The 23,419-nt window shown below is 66.7% G+C and carries 20 protein-coding genes; 7 read left to right on the top strand and 13 right to left on the bottom strand.

The features are described 5' to 3' along the window. Positions 1 to 12 precede the first annotated feature (12 nt). On the top strand, positions 13 to 735 hold the full coding sequence (locus QX041_RS15480) for a pyridoxamine 5'-phosphate oxidase family protein (RefSeq protein WP_315713561.1): 723 nt from the start codon (positions 13 to 15) through the stop codon (positions 733 to 735). Positions 736 to 1,061: 326 nt separating this feature from the next. On the opposite strand, the gene QX041_RS15475 is transcribed toward QX041_RS15480, so the two are convergent. From QX041_RS15475 to QX041_RS15445, 7 genes are read right to left on the bottom strand one after another with little or no spacing between them, the layout of a single operon-like run. Beyond that, on the bottom strand, positions 1,062 to 2,108 hold the full coding sequence (locus QX041_RS15475) for an ABC transporter substrate-binding protein (protein ID WP_316165864.1): 1,047 nt from the start codon (positions 2,106 to 2,108) through the stop codon (positions 1,062 to 1,064). Beyond that, a complete protein-coding gene (locus QX041_RS15470; RefSeq protein WP_316165862.1) occupies positions 2,105 to 3,277 on the bottom strand; it encodes an FAD-dependent oxidoreductase in 1,173 nt (390 codons plus the stop codon). The genes QX041_RS15475 and QX041_RS15470 overlap by 4 nt, the downstream gene beginning before the upstream one ends. Continuing rightward, the gene (locus QX041_RS15465) at positions 3,261 to 4,655 is read right to left on the bottom strand and encodes an FAD/NAD(P)-binding oxidoreductase (RefSeq protein WP_316165861.1); all 1,395 of its coding nucleotides are present in this window, start codon (positions 4,653 to 4,655) and stop codon (positions 3,261 to 3,263) included. The genes QX041_RS15470 and QX041_RS15465 overlap by 17 nt, the downstream gene beginning before the upstream one ends. Continuing rightward, the gene (locus tag QX041_RS15460) at positions 4,648 to 4,941 is read right to left on the bottom strand and encodes a (2Fe-2S)-binding protein (RefSeq protein WP_315754390.1); all 294 of its coding nucleotides are present in this window, start codon (positions 4,939 to 4,941) and stop codon (positions 4,648 to 4,650) included. The genes QX041_RS15465 and QX041_RS15460 overlap by 8 nt, the downstream gene beginning before the upstream one ends. A 4-nt stretch (positions 4,942 to 4,945) precedes the next feature. Beyond that, positions 4,946 to 5,740 (bottom strand): ABC transporter permease, encoded by a 795-nt coding sequence (locus QX041_RS15455; RefSeq protein WP_315754392.1) that lies wholly within the window; start codon positions 5,738 to 5,740, stop codon positions 4,946 to 4,948. Between the two features lie 5 nt (positions 5,741 to 5,745). Beyond that, positions 5,746 to 6,600, bottom strand: coding sequence for an ABC transporter permease (locus QX041_RS15450; protein ID WP_316165860.1), 855 nt, complete (start codon positions 6,598 to 6,600; stop codon positions 5,746 to 5,748). After that, the gene (locus QX041_RS15445) at positions 6,597 to 7,652 is read right to left on the bottom strand and encodes an ABC transporter ATP-binding protein (protein ID WP_316165858.1); all 1,056 of its coding nucleotides are present in this window, start codon (positions 7,650 to 7,652) and stop codon (positions 6,597 to 6,599) included. Before QX041_RS15445 ends, QX041_RS15450 begins: the two co-directional genes overlap by 4 nt. A gap of 177 nt (positions 7,653 to 7,829) precedes the next feature. Between QX041_RS15445 and QX041_RS15440 the strand changes: the two genes are divergently transcribed. After that, on the top strand, positions 7,830 to 8,651 hold the full coding sequence (locus tag QX041_RS15440; RefSeq protein ID WP_315825350.1) for an IclR family transcriptional regulator: 822 nt from the start codon (positions 7,830 to 7,832) through the stop codon (positions 8,649 to 8,651). A gap of 192 nt (positions 8,652 to 8,843) precedes the next feature. Here QX041_RS15440 and QX041_RS15435 read toward each other — a convergent pair whose 3' ends face one another. The 6 genes from QX041_RS15435 to QX041_RS15410 all read right to left on the bottom strand — a co-directional run bounded on the left by QX041_RS15435 (position 8,844) and on the right by QX041_RS15410 (position 15,545). Further along, a complete protein-coding gene (locus QX041_RS15435; protein WP_316165857.1) occupies positions 8,844 to 9,854 on the bottom strand; it encodes a CobW family GTP-binding protein in 1,011 nt (336 codons plus the stop codon). Next, complete coding sequence (locus tag QX041_RS15430; RefSeq protein ID WP_410051876.1) at positions 9,851 to 11,455, bottom strand: amidohydrolase family protein; 1,605 nt, start codon at positions 11,453 to 11,455, stop codon at positions 9,851 to 9,853. The genes QX041_RS15435 and QX041_RS15430 overlap by 4 nt, the downstream gene beginning before the upstream one ends. 229 nt (positions 11,456 to 11,684) lie before the next feature. Further along, positions 11,685 to 12,515 carry an ABC transporter permease gene (locus QX041_RS15425; protein WP_316165855.1) on the bottom strand — a complete coding sequence of 277 codons (831 nt, stop codon included), beginning with the start codon at positions 12,513 to 12,515 and terminating at the stop codon, positions 11,685 to 11,687. An 81-nt stretch (positions 12,516 to 12,596) separates the two neighbouring features. Continuing rightward, a complete protein-coding gene (locus QX041_RS15420; protein WP_315825354.1) occupies positions 12,597 to 13,628 on the bottom strand; it encodes a PotD/PotF family extracellular solute-binding protein in 1,032 nt (343 codons plus the stop codon). Positions 13,629 to 13,656: 28 nt separating this feature from the next. Then, entirely contained in the window at positions 13,657 to 14,721 is a 1,065-nt protein-coding gene (locus QX041_RS15415; protein WP_316165854.1) for an ABC transporter ATP-binding protein, read from the bottom strand. Continuing rightward, a complete protein-coding gene (locus QX041_RS15410) occupies positions 14,721 to 15,545 on the bottom strand; it encodes an ABC transporter permease (protein ID WP_316165853.1) in 825 nt (274 codons plus the stop codon). The genes QX041_RS15415 and QX041_RS15410 overlap by 1 nt, the downstream gene beginning before the upstream one ends. 454 nt (positions 15,546 to 15,999) lie before the next feature. On the opposite strand from QX041_RS15410, the gene QX041_RS15405 reads away from it, so the two are divergent. The 5 genes from QX041_RS15405 (at position 16,000) to QX041_RS15385 (ending at position 23,333) form a co-directional block, all read left to right on the top strand. Next, a complete protein-coding gene (locus QX041_RS15405) occupies positions 16,000 to 16,890 on the top strand; it encodes an ABC transporter substrate-binding protein (RefSeq protein ID WP_315713575.1) in 891 nt (296 codons plus the stop codon). A 311-nt stretch (positions 16,891 to 17,201) separates the two neighbouring features. Then, on the top strand, positions 17,202 to 18,842 hold the full coding sequence (locus tag QX041_RS15400) for an amino acid ABC transporter permease/ATP-binding protein (protein WP_316165852.1): 1,641 nt from the start codon (positions 17,202 to 17,204) through the stop codon (positions 18,840 to 18,842). A 58-nt stretch (positions 18,843 to 18,900) separates the two neighbouring features. Then, entirely contained in the window at positions 18,901 to 20,142 is a 1,242-nt protein-coding gene (locus QX041_RS15395) for an acetamidase/formamidase family protein (protein ID WP_316165851.1), read from the top strand. A 282-nt stretch (positions 20,143 to 20,424) separates the two neighbouring features. Further along, positions 20,425 to 22,758: an acetamidase/formamidase family protein gene (locus tag QX041_RS15390; RefSeq protein WP_316165850.1), complete on the top strand. Its 2,334-nt coding sequence runs from the start codon at positions 20,425 to 20,427 to the stop codon at positions 22,756 to 22,758. A 191-nt stretch (positions 22,759 to 22,949) separates the two neighbouring features. Beyond that, complete coding sequence (locus tag QX041_RS15385; RefSeq protein ID WP_316165848.1) at positions 22,950 to 23,333, top strand: RidA family protein; 384 nt, start codon at positions 22,950 to 22,952, stop codon at positions 23,331 to 23,333. The last annotated feature ends 86 nt before the right edge of the window (positions 23,334 to 23,419 follow it).

Raw genomic sequence — 23,419 nt, 5'->3', positions numbered from 1 at the left:
AGGAGACTGACGATGTCCGAGCAACAGATGCCGAGCTATCCCGTCGACGACACCAACCGGGTCAAGCGGCGGCATCAGCGCGCCCATTACGATCATGCGACCGTCCATGCGCTGCTCGACTCCGCAACGCTGTGCCACGTCTCCTATGTCATCGACGGCCAGCCCTATTGCACGCCGACGCTGTATTGGCGCGAGGGAACGACGCTGTATTGGCATGGCTCGAGCGCCAGCCGCATGTTGCGCAACCTGTCCGAGGGACAGCCGGCCTGTCTCACCGTCACCCATCTCGACGGCCTGGTGCTGGCGCGCAGCGCCTTCCATCACTCGGCCGACTATCGCTCGGTGATGGCGTTCGGCCATGCCCGGCTGATCGAGGATCAGGCGGAGAAGGAGCGCGCGCTGGTGATGATGGTCGATCGGCTGTTTCCCGGCCGCACGGCGAGCCTGCGCCCGACCACGGAGCAGGAGCTCAAGGCCACGTCGGTCGTGACCATGGAGATCGAAAAGGCATCGGCGAAGATCCGCGCCGCGGGCGTCATCGACGATGAGGAGGACTACGCGCTGCCGATCTATGCCGAGCGCATTCCGGTGCACACCCTGATCGGGCCGCCGGAGCCCGATGGCCGATTGCTGCCGGGCGTCACCCGTCCCGCGACGCTGTCAGGTTTCAGCGCCGGACGGCGGCTCGATGAGGCGCTGACGGAGGCGTATGCGACGAACTATCCGGCGGGGTAATGCGCGTAGCTACCAAGCGATCCAGAGTGCCTTGCGCAGCCCTGGATCGCCTCGTCGCTACACTCCTCGCAATGACAATCAGAGCAGGCGTAGCGCCACACACTCTCCGTCATCGCCCGGCTCGACCGGGCGATCCCGTACGCCGAGACGGCTGTGATGGCATCGAAGGCAGCGGCGGACTGGATACCCCGCTTTGGCGGGGTATGACGATGGAAGCGCAAACGCGCTGGCTCCCCGGCCGTCATCGCGAGCGCCAGCGAAGCGATCCGGGGCCGCATGAAAGGTCTGAATCGCCTCGCGCGCAATGACGAGGGAACGAAGCCGGCCTACCGCTCGATCATCCTGTTCCAGCGCGTATTCCATTCCGGGCGCCTGGCGTTGATGACGTCCCAGTCGAGCGTGATCGCGCTCTTCATGTAGCCGTGGAAGGTCTCGAGCTTCTGCTCGGCCGCCGGCGTCGTGGCTTTCGCGGTGGTGTTGGACGGCACGATGTTGCCGGCGGCCAGCGCCTTGGCCTGCGCTTCTGGCGACAGCAGATAGGCGGCGAGCTTCTGCGCCAGCTCGGATTCGGAGTTGTTGGCGATGACGCATTCGGCGACCATCAGCACGACCGAGCCTTCCTTCGGCTGCGCATACTCGACCGGGATGCCCTTCTCCTTCAAGGTCGACACCGCGGTCGGCGTCAGCGGGAAGATCGCGGCCTCGCCGGTCTGCACCATCTCGGAGATCTTGGCCGAGTTCGGAATGTATTCGAGCACGTTCTTGCCGATCGTGTCGGGAAACGCCTTGAAGCCCGGCTCGACATTGGCCTCGCTGCCGCCGTTGATACGGTTGATCATCAGGAAGGCGTGCAGGCCGAAGGTCGAGACCGAGGCCGACTGGAACACGACCTTGTCCTTGAACTTGGGATCGGCGAGATCGAGCCAGGAGGTCGGCGCCGCCCAGCCTTTCTCGTCGAACAGCTTTTTGTTGTAGGCAAGGCCGGTCATGCCGATGTCGATGCCGGCGGCGATGTCGTCCTTGAGTCGCGCGAACGGCTCGAGCTGGCCGAGCGCCTCGCTCGGCTTCAGCTTCTCGCACAGACCAAGGCCGGCGGCGCGGATCATCACGCCGTCGTCGAGAAACATCACGTGCATCTGCGGCTTGTCTTTGGCCGCGATCGCCTTGGCGAGGATCTCCGACGAGGTGCCGGGCACGACGACGATCTTGACGTCGTTGGCCTTCTCGAAGTCCGGAAACACCGCCTGCGTATAGGTGCGCTCGAAATTGCCGCCGTTCATGCCGACATAGAGCGTCTTGGTTTCCGCATGCGCGGCCGATGCAGCGAGCATGAGTGCAAAGGCTGGGCCGAGCGTGGCGCGAGCATCGATCATGGCGAGGTCTCCTTCGATCCTGTCGTCATTGCTGCTTGAGAGGCATCGCCCGGCTGCGATGCGGGTGAGAAACGGGTAATGGCGAAGGCCGCGATCGGCGTCGAGGTCTCGCCGTCGCGCACCAGCTCGGCCAGCACCTCGCCGACACCCGGCGCGATCTGGAAGCCGGCGCCGGAGAAGCCGAAGGCGTGGACGAGTCCCGGCGTCGTCGCGCTCGGCCCGATCACCGGGTTGCGGTCGGGCATCGTCGCCTCGGTGCCGCTCCAGAACCGAATCGCCTGGGCATGGCGCAGCGGGCCGAACAGCTCGCTGGCGCGCTGCATGATGGCAAGCACGCCGTCGCTGCGGGGGCGCGAATAGTCGGGATCGGCGAGCGGCGCGGCGCGCTCGCCGCCGACCACGACGTTGCCGCGCGTAACCTGCCGCGCATAGATGCCGCCGCCCTCGATGCCGATGTTGACGGTCAGGAACGGATCGAGCGGCTCGGTCACGATCATCGACGGATAGGTGCGCTCCAGCGGCACGGGCTCGTCGAACGCGCGCGCCAAGCCGTCGGCCCAGGCGCCGGCGCTGTTGATCACGGTACGCGTCCTGATGGCGACGTCACCGGCTTCCAGCGCAAAACCCTCGAACGTCCTGGTGGCGCCCGTAACCTCCGTGTTCTCCAGCACCTCGGCGCCGGCGCGACGCGCCGCTGCGGCGAAGGCGGTGGCGACCAGCCGTGGATTGGCGTGGCCGTCGCCAGGACAGAATGAGCCGCCCACGACGCCGCCCGCGATGCCGAAGCGCTCGTGCAGTTGATTGTGGCCGATCAGCTCGAGAGCGAGCCCGAACGGCGCGACCTCGGCGGCGTAGCGCTCCAGGCTCGCCAGGTCCTCGGCGTTGCGCGCGAGCTTGAGATGGCCGGAGCGCAGGAACTCGCCGTCGATGCCGATGAGCTGCGCGAGCCGCGGCCAGATCGCATGCGCCCGCTGCGACAGCGGCAGTTGCTCGGGCGGACGGCCCTGGCGGCGCACGCCGCCATAGTTCACGCCGCTCGCCTGAGCGCCGCAGAAGCCCTTGTCGAGCAGCGTGACGGAGAAGCCCATGCCGCGCAGCGCCAGCGCGGCGGAGCTGCCGACCAGCCCGCCGCCGACGATCGCGACATCGCAGTCAATGCGCCGGGTCATGCCGCCTCTCGTCGAGCGACAGGCTGGCAGCCAGCGGGATCGGCTTGATCGGCGCCTGCGCGCGCAGCCGGCCGACAGCGCCGATGTCGCGGCGCGTCTGCGCAGCCAAGAGCTCCGCGGCGACCGCGCCGCACATGCGGCCCTGGCAGCGGCCCATGCCGATGCGCGTCACCGCCTTCAGGCGATTGATCTCGGTGAGCGAGAAATCGCTGATCGCGCGCCGCGCCTCGCCGGCATCGATCTCCTCGCAGCGGCACAGCAGCGTGTCATCGGCGATGTCGCCCGCCCAATGCGATGGATAGGGAAAGGCGGCTTCGAGCCCATCGCGCAGGCGATCGATCCGCGCCAGCGCATGTTCGAGGGTGGCGGCGCGCACCGAATCATGCGGCAGGCCGCGATCCTCCAACAATGCCAGCGCGGCCCGCTCGCCGGCGGCTTCCGCGGCATCGGCGCCGGCGATGCGGGCGCCGTCGCCGGCGAGGTACACGCCCGCGATGCTGCTGCGGCCACTGGCGTCGCGAACCGGACGATGCGCGCGGTCGCGCGCATCGAAGCCAAGGGCGCAGCCGGCGAGATCAGCAGCCTGAGTCTCCGAGCGCAGACCGAGGCCGTAGCCGACGCCGTCGCAGGCGATCGCGTGTTCGCGCCCGCCAGCCCGATAGACGATGCGCGCCACCCTGCCCTTGCCCTCGATCCGGAGCCGGGAGACGCCGAACCGCACGCGCGTGCCGCGCAGCGTCAACTCCACCGCCATGCGCAACCCACGCAGCACGATGCCCGGCGCGAGCGGCAACGCGCGCAGCAGATTGAGCTTCGCAGACAAGGGCGCCGCGTCGAGCACGGCGGCAACGTCGACGCCGGCCTTCATGTATTGCCAGGCGACCAGATAGAGCAGCGGGCCGGAGCCAGCGAACACCACGCGCCGGCCGATCGCACAGCCCTGCGCCTTCAGCGCGATCTGCGCGCCGCCGAGCGTGAACACGCCCGGCAGGGTCCAGCCGGGGATCGGCAGCACGCGATCGGTCGCCCCGGTCGCGAGGATCAGCCCGTCATAGCTGACCCGCCGGCTGATACCCCCACGCAAGATGTCGGCCGCGCCGTCGCGCAGATTCCACAGCAGCGTGTTTGACTGATAGTCGATTGCGGAGCCGAGCGCCGCAAAGTCGTGATGCAGCCGCGTGGCCTTCGAAGCCTCCGAGCCGTAGCGCGCCGTGGCATCGCGGCCGTCGGGACTCAGCGGCTGGCGATAGATCTGGCCGCCGCAGGCGTGGCCTTCATCGACCACGATCGGCCGCAGGCCGGCCGCGACCAATGTCATCGCGGCGCGGATGCCGGCCGGGCCGGCGCCGACGATCAGGGGCGATGCGCGCTCAGCCATGGCCGCGCCCTCGTCGTGTGATGATGTCCATGCCTTCGGTAAGCGGCGTCGTGCAGGCGCGCAGCCGCTCACCGCTCGCGAGCTGCACCCAGCAGTCCTGGCACGCGCCCATCTGGCAGAAGCCGGCCCGTGGCGCGGCGGAAAACTCGCTGTAGCGAAGCCGGTCGACCTGGCAGAGCATGGCCGTCAGCACGGTGTCGCCGGCGCGGCCGACGCAGGGCACGCCATCGATCGCGAAGGAGATGACGGCGCTGTCGTTGCGGACGAGACGATGCAACAGCGGCATGGTGTCAGCCCTGCCCCACGAGGATCTTGTCGAGGCCGAAGATGCGGTCGAGCAGCAGCATCGCCGCCGCCGTCACCGCGATCATCAGCGCCGATACGGCGGCCATCATCGGATCAATCGATTCGGTCGCGTACATGTACATGCGCACCGGCAGGGTGATCGTGGCGGGCGAGGTGATGAAGATCGACATCGTGAGTTCGTCGAAGGAGTTGATGAAGGCAAGCAGCCAGCCGCCGGTGATGCCGGGCAAAATCATCGGCACGGTGATGCGGCGGAACACGATCCAGCCGGAAGCGCCCAGGGTCACCGCCGCCTGCTCGGCGCTGCGGTCGAGGCCGGACAGGGCGGCCAGAACCAAGCGGAGCACATAAGGCGTGACGACGACAATGTGACCTGCGGTCAGCCACAGCAGGCTGCCGGTGGCGCCGAGCAGCGCGAACAGCCGCAGCAGCGCAACGCCGAGCACGAGATGCGGGATCATCAGGGGCGACAGGAACAGCGCGTTCAGCGCCGCGCGGCCGCGGAAGTCGTAGCGGTCGAGCGCGAGGCCGGCGGCGACCGCGAGCACGACCGCAATCGTCGCGGCTGTTGCGGCAACCCACAGGCTGTTGAGGAAGGAGGCGACGAAATCCGGATGCGCGAACACGGCCGTGAACCAGCGCAGCGAGACCTGCGTGGTCGGCAATGTCAACGTGTTGGCCGGCGTGAACGCGACGAGGCAGATCACGATGAGCGGCGCCAGCACGAAGCCAGTGACGAGCGCATGAAAGACCAGGGCGATCGGACCGTTGTGGCGCATGCCGCTCACCCCAACATCCGCCTGGCGCGCGCCTCGACGACGCGCTGATAGGCCAGCATGATGACGAGATTGATCACCAGCACGAGAATCGCGATGGCGGCCCCCAGCGGCCAGTTCAGCTCGTGCATGTATTCGTCATAGACCAGCGTCGCCGCCATCTTCAGCCGCCGGCCGCCGAGCAGCGCGGGGATCGCGAAGGCCGAGGCCGAAAGTCCGAACACCACCAGGCTGCCCGACAGCAGCCCCATCGTCACCTGCGGCAGCACCACGCGGCGCAGCGCCGTGAAGCGCGAGGCGCCGAGCGTCCAGGCGGCGGCCTCGACCATCGGATCGAGCTTCTGCAGCGAGGTCCAGACCGGGATGACCATGAACGGCAGCATCACATGGACGAGCGCGATGACGATGGCCGTCTCGGTGTAGAGGATCCTGACCGTGCCGAGCCCGAGCGCACGGAAGGCCTCGTTGACGAGGCCCGTGGGGCCGAGCAGCATGCTCCAGCCAAAGGCGCGCACCACGACCGAAACCAGCAGCGGGCCGATGATCGCGAGCAGGAACGCCGAGCGCCAGGGCTCGCGCATGCGCGCCAGGATGTAGGCCTCGGGCGCGCCGATCACGGCGCAGATCAGCGTGGTCAGCGCGGCGAGCCGCAGCGTGCGCCAGAAGATATTGAGAAAGTAGCTGTCGGAGAGGATGCCGATGTAGTGCGCCAGCGTGGTCTCGTCCTTGACGCCGGTCGCGGCGTCATAGACGTGGAACGACAGCGCCAGGGTGAGCCCGAGCGGCACGACCACCAATGCGGTGAACAGCAGCGCGCCCGGCGCCGCCAGCAGCCATGGTGTCGTCGCGCGCGTGCCGCTCATGCCGACTGCGCTCCGTCGGGCTTCGACGCGCGTGCGCTGGCGCTGCTCCAGGCGAGACCGACCTGATCGCCCTCGCACGCCGGCTCCTCGCCCGCATTGGGCAGGGCGACGCCGATCAATCCGGCGGGCGTCTCCACGGTGAAGAACCAGGTGCTGCCGAGGAAGAAGCGCGCTCTGATGCGGCCATCGAGCACGCCGGCGCCGGGAGTTGTCAGGCCGATCTTCTCCGGCCGGATCGCGAGCACGGCGGCCGTACCGTCGGTGAGGTCAGCCCCCTCGCACGGCAGCAAGCGCCCGCCGATCTCGACGCCGCCGTTGCGCCGCACGCCGGACAGCCGGTTCATCTTGCCGACGAAGGAGGAGATGAACGGCGTCGCCGGATTTTCGTAGAGCCGATAGGGCGCGTCGATCTGCATGATGCGGCCCTGCTCCATCACCACCACGCGATCGCTCATCGACAGCGCCTCGCTCTGGTCGTGCGTCACCATGATCGTGGTGGTGCCGACGCGCTGCTGGATGCCGCGCAGCTCGAACTGCATCTCCTCGCGCAGCTTGGCGTCGAGATTGGACAAGGGCTCGTCGAGCAGCAGCACCGGCGGATCGATGACGAGCGCGCGCGCCACCGCGACGCGCTGACGCTGCCCGCCGGAGAGCTGGCGTGGATAGCGGTCGGCGAGCGCGGCGAGTTGCACCAGCGCCAGCGCCTGTTTGACGCGCGCCTCGCGCTCGGCCCTGATCACCTTGCGCATTTCGAGTCCGAAGGCGACGTTCTGCGCCACCGTCATGTGCGGAAACAGCGCGTAGCTCTGGAACACGATGCCGAGGCCGCGGCGATCGGGCTTCTCGTGGGTGATGTCGCGACCTTCGAGCGTGATGCGCCCCGACGTCGGCTCGACCAGGCCGGCGATCATCTGCAGCGTCGTGGTCTTGCCGCAGCCGGAGGGGCCGAGCAGCGAGATGAACTCGCCCTTGGCGACGCTGAGATTGACGTCGCTGACCGCAGCGACATCGCCGTAGAGCTTCGTCAAACCGTCCAGCGTCAGGAAACCCATGCGTCCTCGCGCGGGAGGCTTCCTGTCATCGCCAGGGATTGCCGCCCTGAGGCTCTTTCATGCCGGCGGGCCACGCAGATGGTCAATCATGCATTCCGATATCCTGAATTTATCTGTCTGGAATTCTGATATATGAAATCTATGCGACGAATTTGACTCCAACATTCACCAGATCAGATGATGACAGCCGACACCGATTCGTCCTCCAGCCTTCGCCGGGCCCTGAAGCTGCTGCGCATCCTCGCCGAGGGCGACCCCGACGGGCTGCGGCTGAAGGACATCGCGGAGACCGCGGGCTGCAGCCAGCCGACCGCGCATCGCATGCTGCAGGACCTCGCCGCCGAGGGTTTCGCCGAACAGGCCGCCGGCAAGCGCTATCGCCTGGCGCTCGACTTCTACGTGCTCGCCGCACGCGCGGGCCAAGCCAGCGGCCTGCGCGAGGCGGCGCGGCCGGCGCTGCTGCGGCTGTCGGCGACCTTGAGCGACACGATCTTCCTTTTGGTGCGCAACGGCTTCGATGCGGTCTGTCTCGACCGCGTCGAAGGACCGTTTCCGATCCGCTCCTTCACCGGCGACATCGGCGGCAAGGTGCCGCTCGGGCTTGGCCAGGGCAGCCTCACGATTCTCGCCAACCTGCCCGAGGACGAGCAGGAGGCCGTGATCCGCTTCAACATCCCGCGCCTGCTCGATCGCGGCTTCCTCGACGAGGCCTCGCTGCGCAGTGCGCTGGCGCAGGCGCGCGCGCAAGGCTGGGTCAATACCAGCACCGGCCTCATTCCCGGCATGGCCGGCGTCGGCGTGCCCGTGCTCGACGCGCGGGGCAACGCGGTGGCTGCGCTCAGCGTGGGCACGCTGGCGGAGCGGCTGAACGCGGACCGGCTGCCGCATGTGGTCAAGATCCTGCAGGGCGAGGCGCAGGTGCTGGCCGGCAAGCTCAACCCGTTCGACGTGGCTTTGCGCTATCCATCACGGAGCTTGAGCACGATCGGGGGGAATTAGTCCTTCTCCATCACGACCACCGTCATTCCGGGGCAAGGCCGCAGGCCTTGAACCCGGAATCCCGACGTTGCCTTGCGTTCGTTTCCAACAATCTCGAGATTCCGGGTTCAATCGCGCACACGCCGTCGCGTGTGCACGATTGCCCCGGAATGACGGTGAGTTGCTCGGCGCCGTGCAACTTACGTTAGGCGCTCAGGTCACCCACTCCGCGCGGATGCCGCCCTTCCCAACTTCGCGCTCGGGCTCGCGCCAGGCAAAGGTGAACAACCCCATCGGCTCGACCTGTTCGAGCTCATCGCGGGCAATGTCGCGCGCGATCACGACGATGAAGGGCGCCGGCGGTTTCTCGACCTTCAATTGCCGCGGCGGCGAGAACACCGTGCCGACGCTTTCGACCAGCAGCGGCCGCGGCGCCTCGTGGATCTTCACCAGCCCCTTGATCCGCAGCAGGCGCTCGCCGAGCCGGCCCGCGACATTGTCGAGCCAGCCGGCGAGATCGGCATAGGCGATCTCCGCCCGCGGGCGGACGAGGCAGAGCGCGAGGCGCGGATGCGCGGCGGTCAGATCAGGCGCGACCTCGCGCAGCGGCAGCGAAGCCGTGAGTGGCGCGAACGCAGCCGCTACGATCACGGCGCGATCGGCGTTGGCGATGGGCTCCGCGACAGGATTGAGCTGCGCAATCGAGACCGGCGATCCAGCCAAGGCGGCCGGCGCGAGGTCGGCCTTGGTCCCAACGATGCGGTGCGCTGCGGCCCATTGCGCCGCAGCCTCCTCGAATGCGGCGACGGCCAGCCCGCGCGTGAGGTCATAGGTTGCGATGACCGCAACGCGCATGCGATGCTCGGCGAGCGTTGCAAGCTGGCGCAGCACGGGGCCGGGCATCGACAGGCCCGAGGTCTCCAGGATGATCCGGCGCAACGTCGGCAGCCCATCCGGCCGCGGCGCCATGATCAGGCGGTCGATGGTGAAGGCGAGATCGCTGCCGACCTGGCAGCACACGCAGCCGTTCGACAGCATCGCCATCGGCACGTCGTCGCCGCTCTCGCGCAACAGGACGCCGTCCAGCCCGACCTCGCCGGCCTCGTTGACGATGACAGCGGTGTCCGACGCCGTTTCCGCGGTCAGTACATCGCGCAGCAGCGACGTCTTGCCCGAGCCGAGAAAGCCGGTGAGGACGAAGAAGTCGATGCTGCCGACGCTCATGGCGCCGCGGCGTCCTTGTCTTTATCCTTGGCGGCGTATTTCTCCGGCACGTCACTTTCCCAGCTCGCCTTGACGAGCTCGCGCACGTCGGCCAGCAGCTCCTCCGTGTCGTAGATGATGCCGTCCTTGATCGTGTATTTGAGGCCGCGGTGCCACTCGACCGCGTTGGTCGTGTCGTTGAAGCGCATCGCGCCGGTGCCGTAGAGCAGCTTGAAGTCGGTCAGCGGATTGTGGTCGTGCACCAGCATGTCGGCGCGCATGCCGATGTCGATGGTGCCGATCTCGTCCTGCAGGCCGCAGAGTGCTGCGCCCTGCGATGTCGCCGAGCGGATCACCTCCAGCGGATGGAAGCCCGCCTCCTGCAGCAGCTCCAGCTCACGGACATAGCCGAAGCCGAAGATCTGGTAGATGAAGCCGGAATCCGAGCCGGTGCAGACCCGGCCGCCGCGGTTCTTGTACTCGTTGACGAACGCCATCCAGAGCCGGTAGTTCTCCTTCCACTCGATCTCGTTCTGGGTCGACCAGCGATACCAGTACGAGCCGTGGCCGCCGCGCTGCGGCGTGAAGTAGTCCCACATCGACTTCCAAGTGTACTCCTTGTGCCAATAGGCCTGGCGCGCCCGCATCAGGTCGCGGTTGGCGTCGTAGATCGTGAAGGTCGGCACGAAGGTGAAACCGATCTCCAGGAACTGCTCCAGCACCTCGTTCCACTTGGCCGAGCCGGGCTCGGCGCCCTGCTTGAACATCTGCCCCGAGACCGAGAAGCGGAAATATTCATCGGTGTAGTTGTAGTCGAGCGGGAAGTTCTGGATCACGCGGTCTTCGAACAGCGCCTCCGGCAGGCCGTAATAATGCTCCGCGCTCGTCAGGCCCCACTTCGCCGTGGTCAGCGCATTCATGCGCGACACCGCCATCTGGGCGTGATGGCAGCCGGTGCGCAGGCCGATCTGTTTGCACTCGTCGAGCGCGGCTTCCATGATCGCGGGCGGCGCGCCGAAGAACTTGATGCCGTCGGCGCCGCGCTCCTTGACCTGACGCAGCCAGGTGCGCCCCTGCTCCGGCGTGTAGATCGTCTTGACCATGTCGTTGACGGCCGGGAAATAGGCATAGGCGAGCAGCCGCGGCGCGGCGATCGTGTTGTTCTCGGCGCGCTCTTTCTGGTCGAGCATCCAGGACAGCCCGTTCATCGAGCCCATCTCGCGCACCGTGGTGACGCCATGCGCCAGCCAGAGCTTGTAGACGTAGTCGACCGGCGGCACCCAGCCATTGGCGGAGTGATAGGCAACGCCGGCATGGGCGTGGCAGTCGACGAAGCCCGGCGTCACCCATTTTCCGCGACAGTCGATCTCGTGATCGGCCGGTTCGCCAGCGTTGCCGGCATAGCCATAGCCGACGATCTTCTTGATGCTGACGATGCGGCCGTTCTCGACGATGATGTCGACCGGCCCGATCGGCGGCGCCCCGGTGCCGTCGATGACAGTGGCGCTGCGCAGCGCCAGCCGCTTGAACGGCCCGATCCCGCGATCCCGCGTCGTCGCCTTCGGCACGATCGGCGCCGCGCCCTTGTTCCGGATGAAGGCGAGCTCATCGCCAGGGAGCATCTGTTCCGTCACGACGGCGTGTCCTCCATTTGAGACCGTAGGGTGGGCAAAGCGCAGCGTGCCCACCATGCGTCTGCTTTCTTCCAAGATGGTGGGCACAGCGCTGCGCGCCTTTGCCCACCCTACGCATCGTCTTCCCGTCATTGCGAGCGGAGCGAAGCAATCCAGGGCCAGGAAGCAAGTCTGGATTGCTTCGTCGCTGCGCTTCTCGCAATGACGGCGTCTACCGTCACCCCGCCCTGTACTTCCGCGCGAACGCGACGCTGCCGAACACCGTGAACGCCATGGTCACCGCGAGCAGCATGAAGGCGAGGGCGGCACCCATCGGCCAGTTGTTGCCGCGCACGAACTGGTCGTACACGGCAGGCGCCATCATCTTGAATCGCGGGCCGCCGAGAAGCACCGCCGTTGCATAGGTGTTCATGCACAAAACGAACACCAGGATCGAGCCGGCGGCGACGCCGGGACCCGACAGCGGCAGGATCACCCGCCAGAACACGCGCGCGCCTGAGGCGCCGAGATTGGCGGCGGCATATTCCAGGTCGCGGGGGATGCTCTCGATGACCGCGGACAGCGTCAGGATCATGTAGGGCAGCACGACGGCGATGATGCCGATGATGACCGCCTTGGTCGTGTACATGATCTCCAGCGGCGCGGCGATCAGGCCGAGCTTCATCAGAACCGTGTTGACGAGCCCGTCGCGCGCGAACAGCGCCATCCAGCCGGCCGAGCGCACGACATTGCCGACCAGCAGCGGAAACAGGGTCGCGATGACGACCAGGCTCTTCCAGCGGCTCTCCATGCGGCCGAGCCAATAGGCCGCCGGAAAGGCGAGAATCAGCGTGAGCAAGGTACACAGCAGCGCGATGCCCAGCGTGGCCAGGATGATCTGCTGGTAGTACGGATCGGTCGCGGCCTTGACGTAGTTGTCCGGCGACAGCGCCTGCATCATCAACTGGGTCGGGCTGAACTGGTTGAGCGAGATCCGGAACATCAGGATCATCGGCCCGACCAGCAGCGCCAGGACCAGCAGACAGGCAGGAACGACCAGCAGCGCCATCGCGCGAGCTCCGATTGCGAAAGTGTCGGCTGTTCAGCCACGGCCCCTGCGGCCTCGCCGCAGGAGCGCATCATTCAAGACTTACGCCTTGAACTCCTTGTTCCAGAAGTCGAGCGTACGCTGCGAGCGCCCGGCGGCATAGGCATAGTCCGGCTTCAGCAGCCGCGCGCGCTCGGCCTCGGTCAGGCTGACCTGCTTGGCGAGATCCTCCGGCAGCGGCGCATCGGTGACCGTCGGGACATAGCCCATCTTGTCGGCGAAGCCGCCTTGCGCCTTGGCGTCCAGCATCGCGTCGAGATAGGCGAAACCGCCGGCCTTGTTCTTGGCGTTCTTCGGCACCGCGGCCTGGAACACGATCGCCGGCGTGCCTTCCTTCGGCACGACATGGGCGAGCGGAATGCCGGACTTCTTCCACATGAAGCCGCGGGCAAGCCACATCGTGGTGATCCAGACCTCCTCCGACTTCAGCGCCGCCGCCAGCGCCTCGTTCGAAGGATAGATCTTCACGTCGAGCGAGCGCCATTCCATCAGCTTCTTCTCGGCCGGATCGAGATTGCTGACGCCGCCGCCGCCGGCGAGCGCCGCGGCCAGCGTGTTGTTGGGATAGAGGATGTCGGCGAGACCGATGCGGCCGCGCCATTTCGGATCCCACAGATCGGCGAAGGATTGCGGCGGCGTCTTCACCTGGTTGGTATTGTAGAGGATCACCTGCGCCGAATAGATGTGCGGGATCGCGATGTCGCTCTTGAGCTCCGGGAATACCTTGTCGAGCCGCTTCACCTGGGCTGCATCGACCTTTTCGAACACGTCCGACTGCGACACGATGTAGGTATCGTTGTCGGACAGGCACGACACGTCCATCGAGCCGCGGCGACTCTGCCGCTCGGCCAGCAGCTTGGTCTTGCGCGGATCGGCGTTGGCGACGTCCTGCACGATCTCGAACCCCTTCGGCGTCATGATCGGCTTATCGATGATGTCGGAGAGCAACTGGCCGTAGTCGCCGCCCCAGGTGCCGACCACGACCTGTCCGCCTTCGGCGCGGGCAGTGGGCATGCCGGAGGCCAGCGCGGCGACGCCGGCGCTGGCGGAGAGAAAATGTCGTCGCGAAATCATGGGAGAACCTCTCGCTGTGGATGGTGCGTTACGAAGATGTCTGCGGCACGAGACGCGGGACCTTGCGGTCCCACTGCAGGGACACGGGATCGTCGACCTTCAGGGCGGCGAGCGACTCGCCGGGATCGGGCGTCGGCCTGACGGCAACCAACGTCTCATCGCCAATTGCGATCACATATTCGCTCTGCGCGCCCATATAGGTGATCGCCAGCACGCGGCCGCGCACCTCGCCGGACTCACCGGCCACCACTGCAATGCGTTCAGGCCGCAGCGCGAAGGCATCGGCATCACCGCGCTCGCCGCTGGCGACATCGACCGGCAGCAGCAGGCCGGCGCTGGTACGGAAGTTATTGGCGTCCGCACGCCGGCCGGCCAGGATGTTGCAACGGCCGACGAAGTCGGCGACGAAGGCATCCCTGGGCGAATCATACAGCTCCTGCGGTGTGCCGATCTGGCGGACGCGGCCGCCCTCCATGACCACGAGGCGGTCGGCCATCGTCAGCGCCTCCTCGCGGTCATGCGTCACCATCAAGGTGGTCAGGCCGAGCCGCTGCTGCAGCGCGCGGATCTCGAGCCGCACCTCGGCGCGCAGCTTGGCATCGAGGTTGGACAGGGGCTCGTCGAGCAGGAAGATGCGCGGATTGATCACCAGCGCCCGCGCCAGCGCGACGCGCTGCTGCTGCCCGCCCGACAATTGCCGCGGCAGCCGGTCGGCGAGATGCGACAGCCGCACCAGCCTGAGCGCCTCCTCGATCTTCGTCTTGCGCTCGGCCGCACTGATGCCGCGCATCTCCAGGCCAAAGCCGACATTGTCGGCCGCGCTCATGTGCGGAAACAGCGCGTAGGACTGGAACACCATGCCGGTCGCACGCTTGTAGGCCGGCAGATGCGTCACGTCCTCGCGGTCGAACAGCACGCGGCCGCTCGTGGGCGGCAGGAAGCCCGCGACCATGCGCAAGGTGGTCGTCTTGCCGCAGCCGGAGGGTCCGAGCAGCGCGACCAGCTCGCCCTCGCCGACGGCGAGATCGAGCCCCTCCACGCCGATCGACGTGCCGAAGCGCTTGGTCAGCTTCTCCAGAGTGAGCTGCGCCATCACACCACCCGCGACAGCTCGACGAAGCGGTCGGTCGCCACCATCAGAATGCCAACCAGCGCGATCTGCACAGTGGCGACCGCGGCGAGCGTCGGATCGATGCGGAATTCGAGGTAGTTCAGCATCGCAACCGGCAAGGTGATCCGGCCGGGACCGACCAGCAGCATCGACAGATCGAGATTCTCGAAGCTCTGGATGAAGGAGAACATCGCCGCGGCGACGATGCCGGAGCGCATCATCGGCAGGGTGATACGGCGGAACACCGTGAACGGGCTGGCGCCGAGATTGGCGGCGGCCTCCTCGGCGGCACGGTCGAGCCCCTGCAGGCTGGCGACCACGAGCCGCACCGTCCACGGAATCGCCAGCAGCGTATGCGCCGCGACGAGCCCTTCCGTCGTTGCCTTGATGTCGCGGTCGAGCAGATCCTCGGCGAGCACGTAGAACATGTAGAGACCGGAGCCGGCGACCACGCCGGGCACGGCGAGCGGGGCCAGCAGAAACGACGATAGCGCCTGACGGCCGCGGAACTCGCCGCGCACGATGGCAAGCGCCGCCGCAGTGCCGAGCGGCACGCCGATTACGGTCGCGAGCAGCGCGACCTGGAAGCTGGTCACGAGGCCACGCAGAAATTCCGGCTTGCTCAGCGCGTTCGCGTACCATTTCAGCGACAGGCCCGGCGGCGGAAAGCTCACGATCTCCTGCGCGAAGAAGCTGGTCACGACGATCATGACGACGGGCGCAAAGATGACGGCATAGGCTGTGACGATCAGCGTCCGCACTGCGAAATGGCCGAGTGACATTTGTCCCGTAAAACGGAACGGCATTGCAGACACCTCAACAAACAGATCAGCAACTTGTGCGCCGGCATCGTAGTCGGGAGCTCTGCTGCCGCCAAGCCTGTGCCACGAGTTATCGCAATGCACATTCGCATGGGCGCAGCGACGCGGCGATCCTGACGCGTGATGCGGCGGCAGCGCCATCTTGGCGCTAGCCCCGTGCGCACGTGAAACCGTCGCCGGCGCGCTCGATTTCCGACTTTCGGAATCTTCGAGGACCGAGCAGGCGGACTTGACGCCTGCGCGACGGTCCGTCGCAACGGCGCGGATTTGAGCAATGCGTGCTCAATTCTTGCACCGGCACGATCCAATATTTTGTGCGCCCACGGACAAGCCATCCGCGCAGGCCCGCACCTAAGCTTGCCTTCGAGCTTGGACCGGGGCGACGGCACCAATGCACCGCCGGAACAGCGCGACATCATCGTTCGAAGGAGCTGGCAACATGCAGACGAGGCTATTCACTGGAGCGCGGCGGGCGTGGCTTGCCGCGCTCGGCGCCATCATCGCGGCGGGACTTCTCGCCCCCATCGACGCGCAGGCGGCGACGCCCGCGGGCTGCGCGGCGCTGAAGGAGAAATATCCGGACTGGAAGGGCAAGACGCTGGTCAACGCGATCAATCCGCACACGCCGGGCTATGAGTCGATCGACCCGAAAGACCCGAGCAAATATGTCGGCTTCGACATCGATCTCGGCGAGGCCATCGGCGACTGTCTCGGCTTCAAGCTGACCTACAAGCCGGTGACCTTCGCCGCGCTGCTGACGACCTTGGCGAGCGGCCAGGCCGACATCGTCATCTCCGACATCTACGCCACCAAGGAGCGCGCCAAGGCCGCCGACTTCATCACCTACTCCAAGGTGTTCGACGGCGTGCTGGTCGCCAAGGGCAACCCGAAGGGCATCAACGGCATCAACCTGTCGATGTGCGGCGCGGCCGCGGCCGAGAACACCGGCTACGTCGAGGTGCCGCTGATCCAGGATCTCGCGCCGAAATGCAAGGAAGCCGGAAAGCCTGAGCCGACGATCCAGCTCTACGACAACAACGCCAACTGTATCCAAGCCATCCTGGCCGGGCGCGCCGACACCTATGTCAACGACGTCAACACGGTCGACCAGGCGGTGAAGGCCTATCCGGACAAGCTCGAAAAGGCGATCGCGGTCACCATCCCCTATTCGGTCGGCATCGCCGTTCCCAAGGACAAGCCGAAGTTCCGCGACGCCGTCATGGCCGCGCTGATCGAGGTGCAGAAGGAAGGCATCCATCAGGAGCTGCTGAAGAAGTGGCAGCTCGATCCGGCGAACTTCAAGGAGCCGGATATTCTCACGGCGGACTAACAGGCGCTCCGTTTGAAGGCGGATCTGTCGCCGCAGAGACAGTGCGCTCCCCTCCCCCTTGCGGGGAGGGGTCGGGGGTGGGGGTCCACACGAAGACTCTTTGCTGGGTACCCCCCCCTCCCCAGCCCTCCCCCACAAGGGGGGGAGGGAGCGCACCAATTCCTCGGCGAAACGTGCGCGACCCATCTACCCGACCAAACTCGTAGGGTGGGCAAAGCGCAGCGTGCCCACCAACGCTGTTCCGAAGCACCGCGGTGGGCACGGCGCTTCGCGCCTTTGCCACCCTACGTAGCCAGCAGGCCTGCCAACCGATGTCCCTCTTCCTGCATTATCTCAGCATGCCGTATCTGCTGCAGGGCATCGAGCTGACCCTTCAGGTCACCGCGCTCGGCCTCGTCGGAGGACTGTTCCTCGGCCTCATCCTCGCTTGGATGCAGCTCAGCCGGTTCTGGCTGCTGGCGGCGATTGCACGCGGCTACACCGTGATCTTCCGCGGCACACCCCTGATCCTGCAGATGGTGTTCGCCTACGACGCGCTGCCGCATATCGGCATCAAGCTGCCGGCGGTGCTGGCGGCGGGCCTCGCACTCGCCTGCAACGAGGCGCCGTTCATCGCCGAGATGCTGCGCTCCGGCGTGCTCGGCGTCGATCGCGGCCAGCTCCTGGCCGGCCAGGCGCTCGGCATGACGCCATCAGTGCTGATGCGCCGCATCATCGCGCCGCAGGCGATCCGCACCATGATCCCCGCCTTCGGCAACGAGGCGGTGAGCGCGCTGAAGAACTCTTCGCTCGCCTCCGTCATCGCGGTGCAGGAATTGACCTTGCGTTCGACGCAGCTCGCGTCGTCCACCTTCGACTTCTTCTCGATCTTCTTCGCCTCGGGTCTCATCTATCTCGTGCTGACCGGCGCGATCAGCGTCATCCAGCTCGCGCTGGAATGGCTGCTCGATCTCGACCGCACGGCGAAGCAGCGCAAGCTGGCGGACTACCTTGCGCTATTGCTACCTTGGCGCCGCATCGGCCACGCGACGAAGCTGGAACTCGCCGAGAAAACAGCCCCTGCCATCGAGGCCGCGCCGCCGGAGCCCGCCGAACTGAAAGAAACGCCGCCGCTAGCGCTGTCGATCGAGGATCGCGCCAGGCGCGCGGCGACGGTCGCCCGCAACAATGTCGCCGTCGAGGTCACCGGGCTGCGCAAGGCCTATGACGGCCACACCGTGCTCGACGGGCTCGATCTCACCGTGCGCATCGGCGAGGTGATCGCGCTGCTCGGCCCCTCAGGCTCCGGCAAGAGCACGCTGCTCCGCTGCATCAATCACCTGGAGAACTGGGATTCCGGTAAGATCCGCGTCGGCGGCCGCAAGCTCGGCTTTGACGAGGCCGGCCGCAAGCTGTCGCCGCGCGAGATCGCCAATGAGCGCGCCAACGTCGGCGTCGGCATGGTGTTCCAGCAGTTCAACCTGTTCGGCCATCTCACCGCGAAGGAGAATGTCGCAGGTCCCTTGCGCTGGGTGCACGGCCTGGGCCGCTTCGAGGCCGAGCGCCGCGCGGCGGAGCTGCTCGACCGCGTCGGCCTGTCGCATCGCGCCGATGCGCTGCCGCGCCATCTGTCCGGAGGCCAGCAGCAGCGCGTGGCGATTGCCCGCGCGCTGGCGCCGAACCCGAGCGTGCTGCTGCTGGACGAGCCGACCTCAGCGCTCGATCCCGAGCTCGTGGGCGAGGTGTTGGAGGTGATCCGCCGGCTCGCCATCGACGATGGGCTCACCATGATCATTTCCACGCATCAGATCCGCTTCGCCGACGAGGTCGCCGACCGCGTCGCCTTCCTCAACGGCGGCGTCATTCTCGAGCAGGGTCCGGCGCACGAGGTGCTCTCCAATCCGCGTCACCCGCTGACTGCGCGCTTCCTCTCGGTGATGGACGCCGAGCGGCCGAAGGATGCGGTCGCATGAGTTCATCCTTCACGTCAACATCAACAATCTCGCGTCCGATCTTTCATGAGGCCCTTGTATGAAGCACCATCTGCTGCCGGTGTCCCCGAAGACCATCCATTGGGGATATTTTTCCAAGGTGGTGACACCGGCTCTCACCTTGCGCTCCGGCGACCGCGCCACGATCGAGACGCTGACGCATCACGCCAACGATGACTACGAGCGCATGATCAAGGACGATCCCGGCGCCGAGAGCGTGTTCGAGTGGACGAAGGAGCACAAGGCCGTGGCGCGGCGCGGCTCCGGTCCGACCGAGGGCCCGTTCATCCGCGGCTCCGGCGAAGGCATCGGCGTGCATCTGCTGACCGGACCGGTCGCGATCGAAGGCGCCGAGCCCGGCGACGTGCTGGAGGTGCGGATCCTCGACATCAGGCCGCGGCCGAGCCAATGCGGCTGCCATGCCGGCAGATGCTTCGGCTCCAACGCCGCCGCCAATTGGGGCTTTCACTATCACGACCTGATCGAGGAGCCGAAGCCGCGCGAGGTCGTCACCATCTTCGAGCTGGACACCGCGGGGGAGCCGTTCGCCAGGGCGGTCTACAACTACGTCTGGACGCCGCAGACCGACCCCGACGGCATCGTGCATCCGACCATCGACTATCCCGGCGTGCCGGTCGACCACGCGACGATCAGCAAGCGCGAGAACATCATGCCGGGCATCAAGGTGCCGGCGCGGCTGCATTTTGGCACGATGGGGCTCGCGCCATCGGAAGCCGACTACGTGTCCTCGATCCCGCCGAGCTACACCGGCGGCAACATCGACGACTGGCGCATCGGCAAGGGCGCGCGGATGTACTATCCGGTCGCCGTGCCCGGCGCCTATTTCTCGGTCGGCGATCCTCATGCCGCGCAAGGTGACAGCGAGCTCGGCGGCACCGCGATCGAGACCTCGCTCACCGGCGACTTCGAGTTCATCCTGCACAAGAAGAACGATCTCGGCGGCACCCAGCTCGAAGGCCTCACACATCCGCTGCTCGAGACCAACGACGCCTGGTCGGTCTACGGCTTCACCTATCCGAACTATCTCGCCGAACTCGGCGCCAATGCGCAGACCGAGATCGCCAACCATTCCAGCCTCGACCGCGCCATGCGCGACGCCTTCCGCAAGCTGCGCCGCTTCCTGATGACGGTGCATCATCTCAGCGAGGACGAGGCGATCTCGCTGTTGTCGGTCGGCGCCGATTTCGGCGTCACCCAGGTGGTGGACGCCAATTGGGGCGTGCATGGCACGATCCGCAAGAACGTGTTCCGGTGTGAGTGAGGTCGACGTCGGGCACCCTCTCGCCCAGCGCAAGGTGCGCTCCCTCCCCCGCTTGCGGGGGAGGGTCGGGGTGGGGGCGCCCCAAGCGACACCGCCGCTGTGGACCCCCACCCCCTCCCCGCAAGGGGGAGGGGAACAGACCGCGCGCGCGGCGACAGCCCCAGCGACAACGACACCAGGAGCCGACGACTGACGCGCACCGAAACGCCGATGCCAAAACGACAAACGGTCAAGCTCATCTGGCACGGGGGTTGCTTCGCGTTCCCGGACCCGGGGCGTGCCATGAGTTTTCGTCCGTTCACCAGCGAATCCTATTCCGAGGGCGAGCGTCCGGAGGCGTGGCGCGACGTGCTGAATGCGGTCGGGCTGCAGCCCGCGGCGAAGACGCCATTCTATGATGGCCATGCCACCGCCTCGCATCGCCATGCGCCGGGCATCGCGCTCTCGCGGCTGTCGGCCGGCGCGCAGGTGGTCACTGCGGTTCCGCAGCCCCACGAAGACCTGCCGATCGTGCTGCTGGCGATCGAGGACGGCGCCGTGCTCCGGAGCGGCGACAGTCACCGCATCGTGCCCGCGGGGCATCTGATGCTGCTGCCGCGCACGGGAGACTGGGGGATCGCCTTCCAGCGCGACCTGCGCGCGATCGTGCTGTCGGTGACGGCGGACGCCCTGCATGGCCGCATCAGCGGCAAGCTGAAATTGGCCAGGCCCCAGGTGATCGCGCCGAGCGGTCTTGCCGACGTGGTCTGCCGCACCATCGAGGCCACCGCGCGGGCGCTCGAAACCCTCAGCGATGCCGAATGGAGCACGGTCGCACAGAGCCTGGTCGATCTGCTGCTGACGCTCGCCCATCAACAAGCGGTGCCGGCAACGGAGGCCGGCAGCAGCGCGACGCAGGCCGCGATCCTTCACCGGATCTGCCAGACCATCGAGCGGCGGCTCGACGATGCCGAGCTGACGCCGGCGCGGGTGGCCCAGGCCGAAGGCATCTCAGAGCGCTATCTGCAGAAATTGTTCGAAGGCGCTGGTGATAATTTCAGTCACTACGTGAGGGAACGGCGGCTGCAGCGGGCCTGGACCGACCTGTCCAATCCGGCCGAAGCCAACCATTCGATCTCGGAGATCGCCTATCGCTACGGCTTCGCCGATTCGGCACATTTCAGCCGCAGCTTCCGCGCCCGCTTCGGCCTGTCGCCGCGCGAGTTCCGGCAGCAGAAGGCCGAGCAGGCGATCACGTCGGCGACTCCGCGCGGCCAGCGCGGCTGGCCGCAGGACGCGCTGGCGCAGCAGCGCGTCTGCGAGAGGCCGGCGTCAACCAGGAGCGACATCGCCCTACCCGCGCCGGCCAACGACCAGGATGCGCGGCGGCATCACCATCATCTCGCGGTGTCGGCCGAACGGGTGCATTGGGGCTATTTCAGCCGCTCGCTGCCGCCGCAGATCGAAATCGCATCCGGCGACACGATCACGGTGGAGACGCTGACCCAGCATGCCTCCGATGATCCCGAGCTGATGATCGCAGGCGATGCCGCTGCGCTCAGCGTGTTCGGCTGGACCAAGGCCAAGAAGAACGTCGACCGCCGCGGCGCCGGTCCGATGGACGCCAGCGTGTTCGGCCGCGGCGCCGGCGAAGGCTTTGGCGTCCACATCTGCACCGGCCCGGTCGCGATCAAGGACGCGCAGCCCGGCGACGTGCTCGAAGTTCGCATCCTCGACATCGTGCCGCGGCCAAGCAAGAGCAGGACGCATGAAGGCCGTGTGATCGGCTCCAGCGTCGCGGCGTGGTGGGGCTATCACTACAACGAACTGATTGCAGCACCGGCGCCGCGCGAGGCGGTGACGATCTACGAGATCTTTGCCGGCGATCCCGAGCCGCATGCGCGCGCGCTCTATTCCTACCGCTGGGAGCCGCAGACCGATCCGGCCGGAGTCGTCCACGCGACCTACGACTATCCCGGTGTGCCGGTGGCGCCCGGCAGCATCAAGCGCCGCCACGGCGTGCTCGACAACATCCGCATTCCGCTGCGGCCGCATTTCGGCGTGATCGCGGTGGCGCCGCGCGAGGTCGACTTCGTCGATTCGATTCCGCCGTCCTATTTCGGCGGCAATCTTGACAATTGGCGGCTGGGCAAGGGCGCGACCGTGTATCTCCCCGTCGCGGTTCCCGGCGCGCTGCTGTCGGTCGGCGACCCCCACGCCACGCAAGGCGACGGCGAGCTCGGCGGCACGGCGATTGAATGCTCGATGACTGGCACGTTTCAGGTCATCCTGCACAAGAAGGCGCAGCTCGCGGGGCAGCCGTTCGCCGATCTCTCTTACCCGCTGATCGAGACCGCGACCGACTGGGTGCTGACCGGCTTCAGCCACCCGAACTATCTCGCCGAGTTCGGCGCGCAAGGCCAAAGCGAGGTCTACGCGACCTCCTCGCTCGACCTCGCGATGAAGGATGCCTTCCGCAAGATGCGCCGCTTCCTGATGCACATCAAAGGCCTCAGCGAGGACGAGGCGGTCGCGCTGATGTCGGCGGCGGTGGACTTCGGCGTCACGCAGGTCGTCGACGGCAATTGGGGCGTGCACGCGATCCTGAGCAAGCGGCTGTTCGAGGATGCGGGCTGACTCTCGATCCAATCGCTGCGTCCCGGAATTCCGTCATTGCGAGCGAAGCGACTTGTCCGCCGAAGCTCGAAGAGCGAAGGCGGAAGCAATCCAGGGCGTCACGCTCGGCCCTGGATTGCTTCGTCGCTTCGCTCCTCGCAATGACGACGGTTGTTGTGTTTCGAGCGAGCCCCGAACAAAGGACCATCCCTATGCAGTTCCACATGATCTCCGGTGCGACCAGGCCGGTGGCGCCGTTCAGCCACGCGGTCGAAACCGACGGCTTCGTGTTCGTCACCGGCCAGATGCCGGACTCGCCGGAGGCGCCGGGCGTGCTGCCGGAGGGGATCGTGAATCAGACGAAGGCGGTGATGCAGAACTTGAAGTACATCCTCCAAGGTCTCAACCTTGGCCTCGAACATATTGTGATGTCTCGGATTTACCTGACCGAGTTCAAGCGGGATTACGCGGCGATGAATGAAACCTATCGTTCATTCTTCCCGCCGGACCGGCTGCCGGCCCGCACCTGCGTCGGCGTCACCGGCTTGGCCTATGACGCGCTGATCGAGATCGATCTGGTCTGCCGAAGACCATAGTACCCATTGGTAAACATCTCCTCAACGCGAGGCCCCGTCATTCGATCCGGGCTGGGGAGCGTCCCGCTGTTGCCGATTGTGTGCCG

Source organism: Bradyrhizobium sp. SZCCHNRI2009 (assembly GCF_032485115.1).
In the GTDB taxonomy this organism is placed as follows: Bacteria; Pseudomonadota; Alphaproteobacteria; order Rhizobiales; family Xanthobacteraceae; genus Bradyrhizobium.
This window is presented reverse-complemented; position numbering and strand designations above follow the sequence as displayed.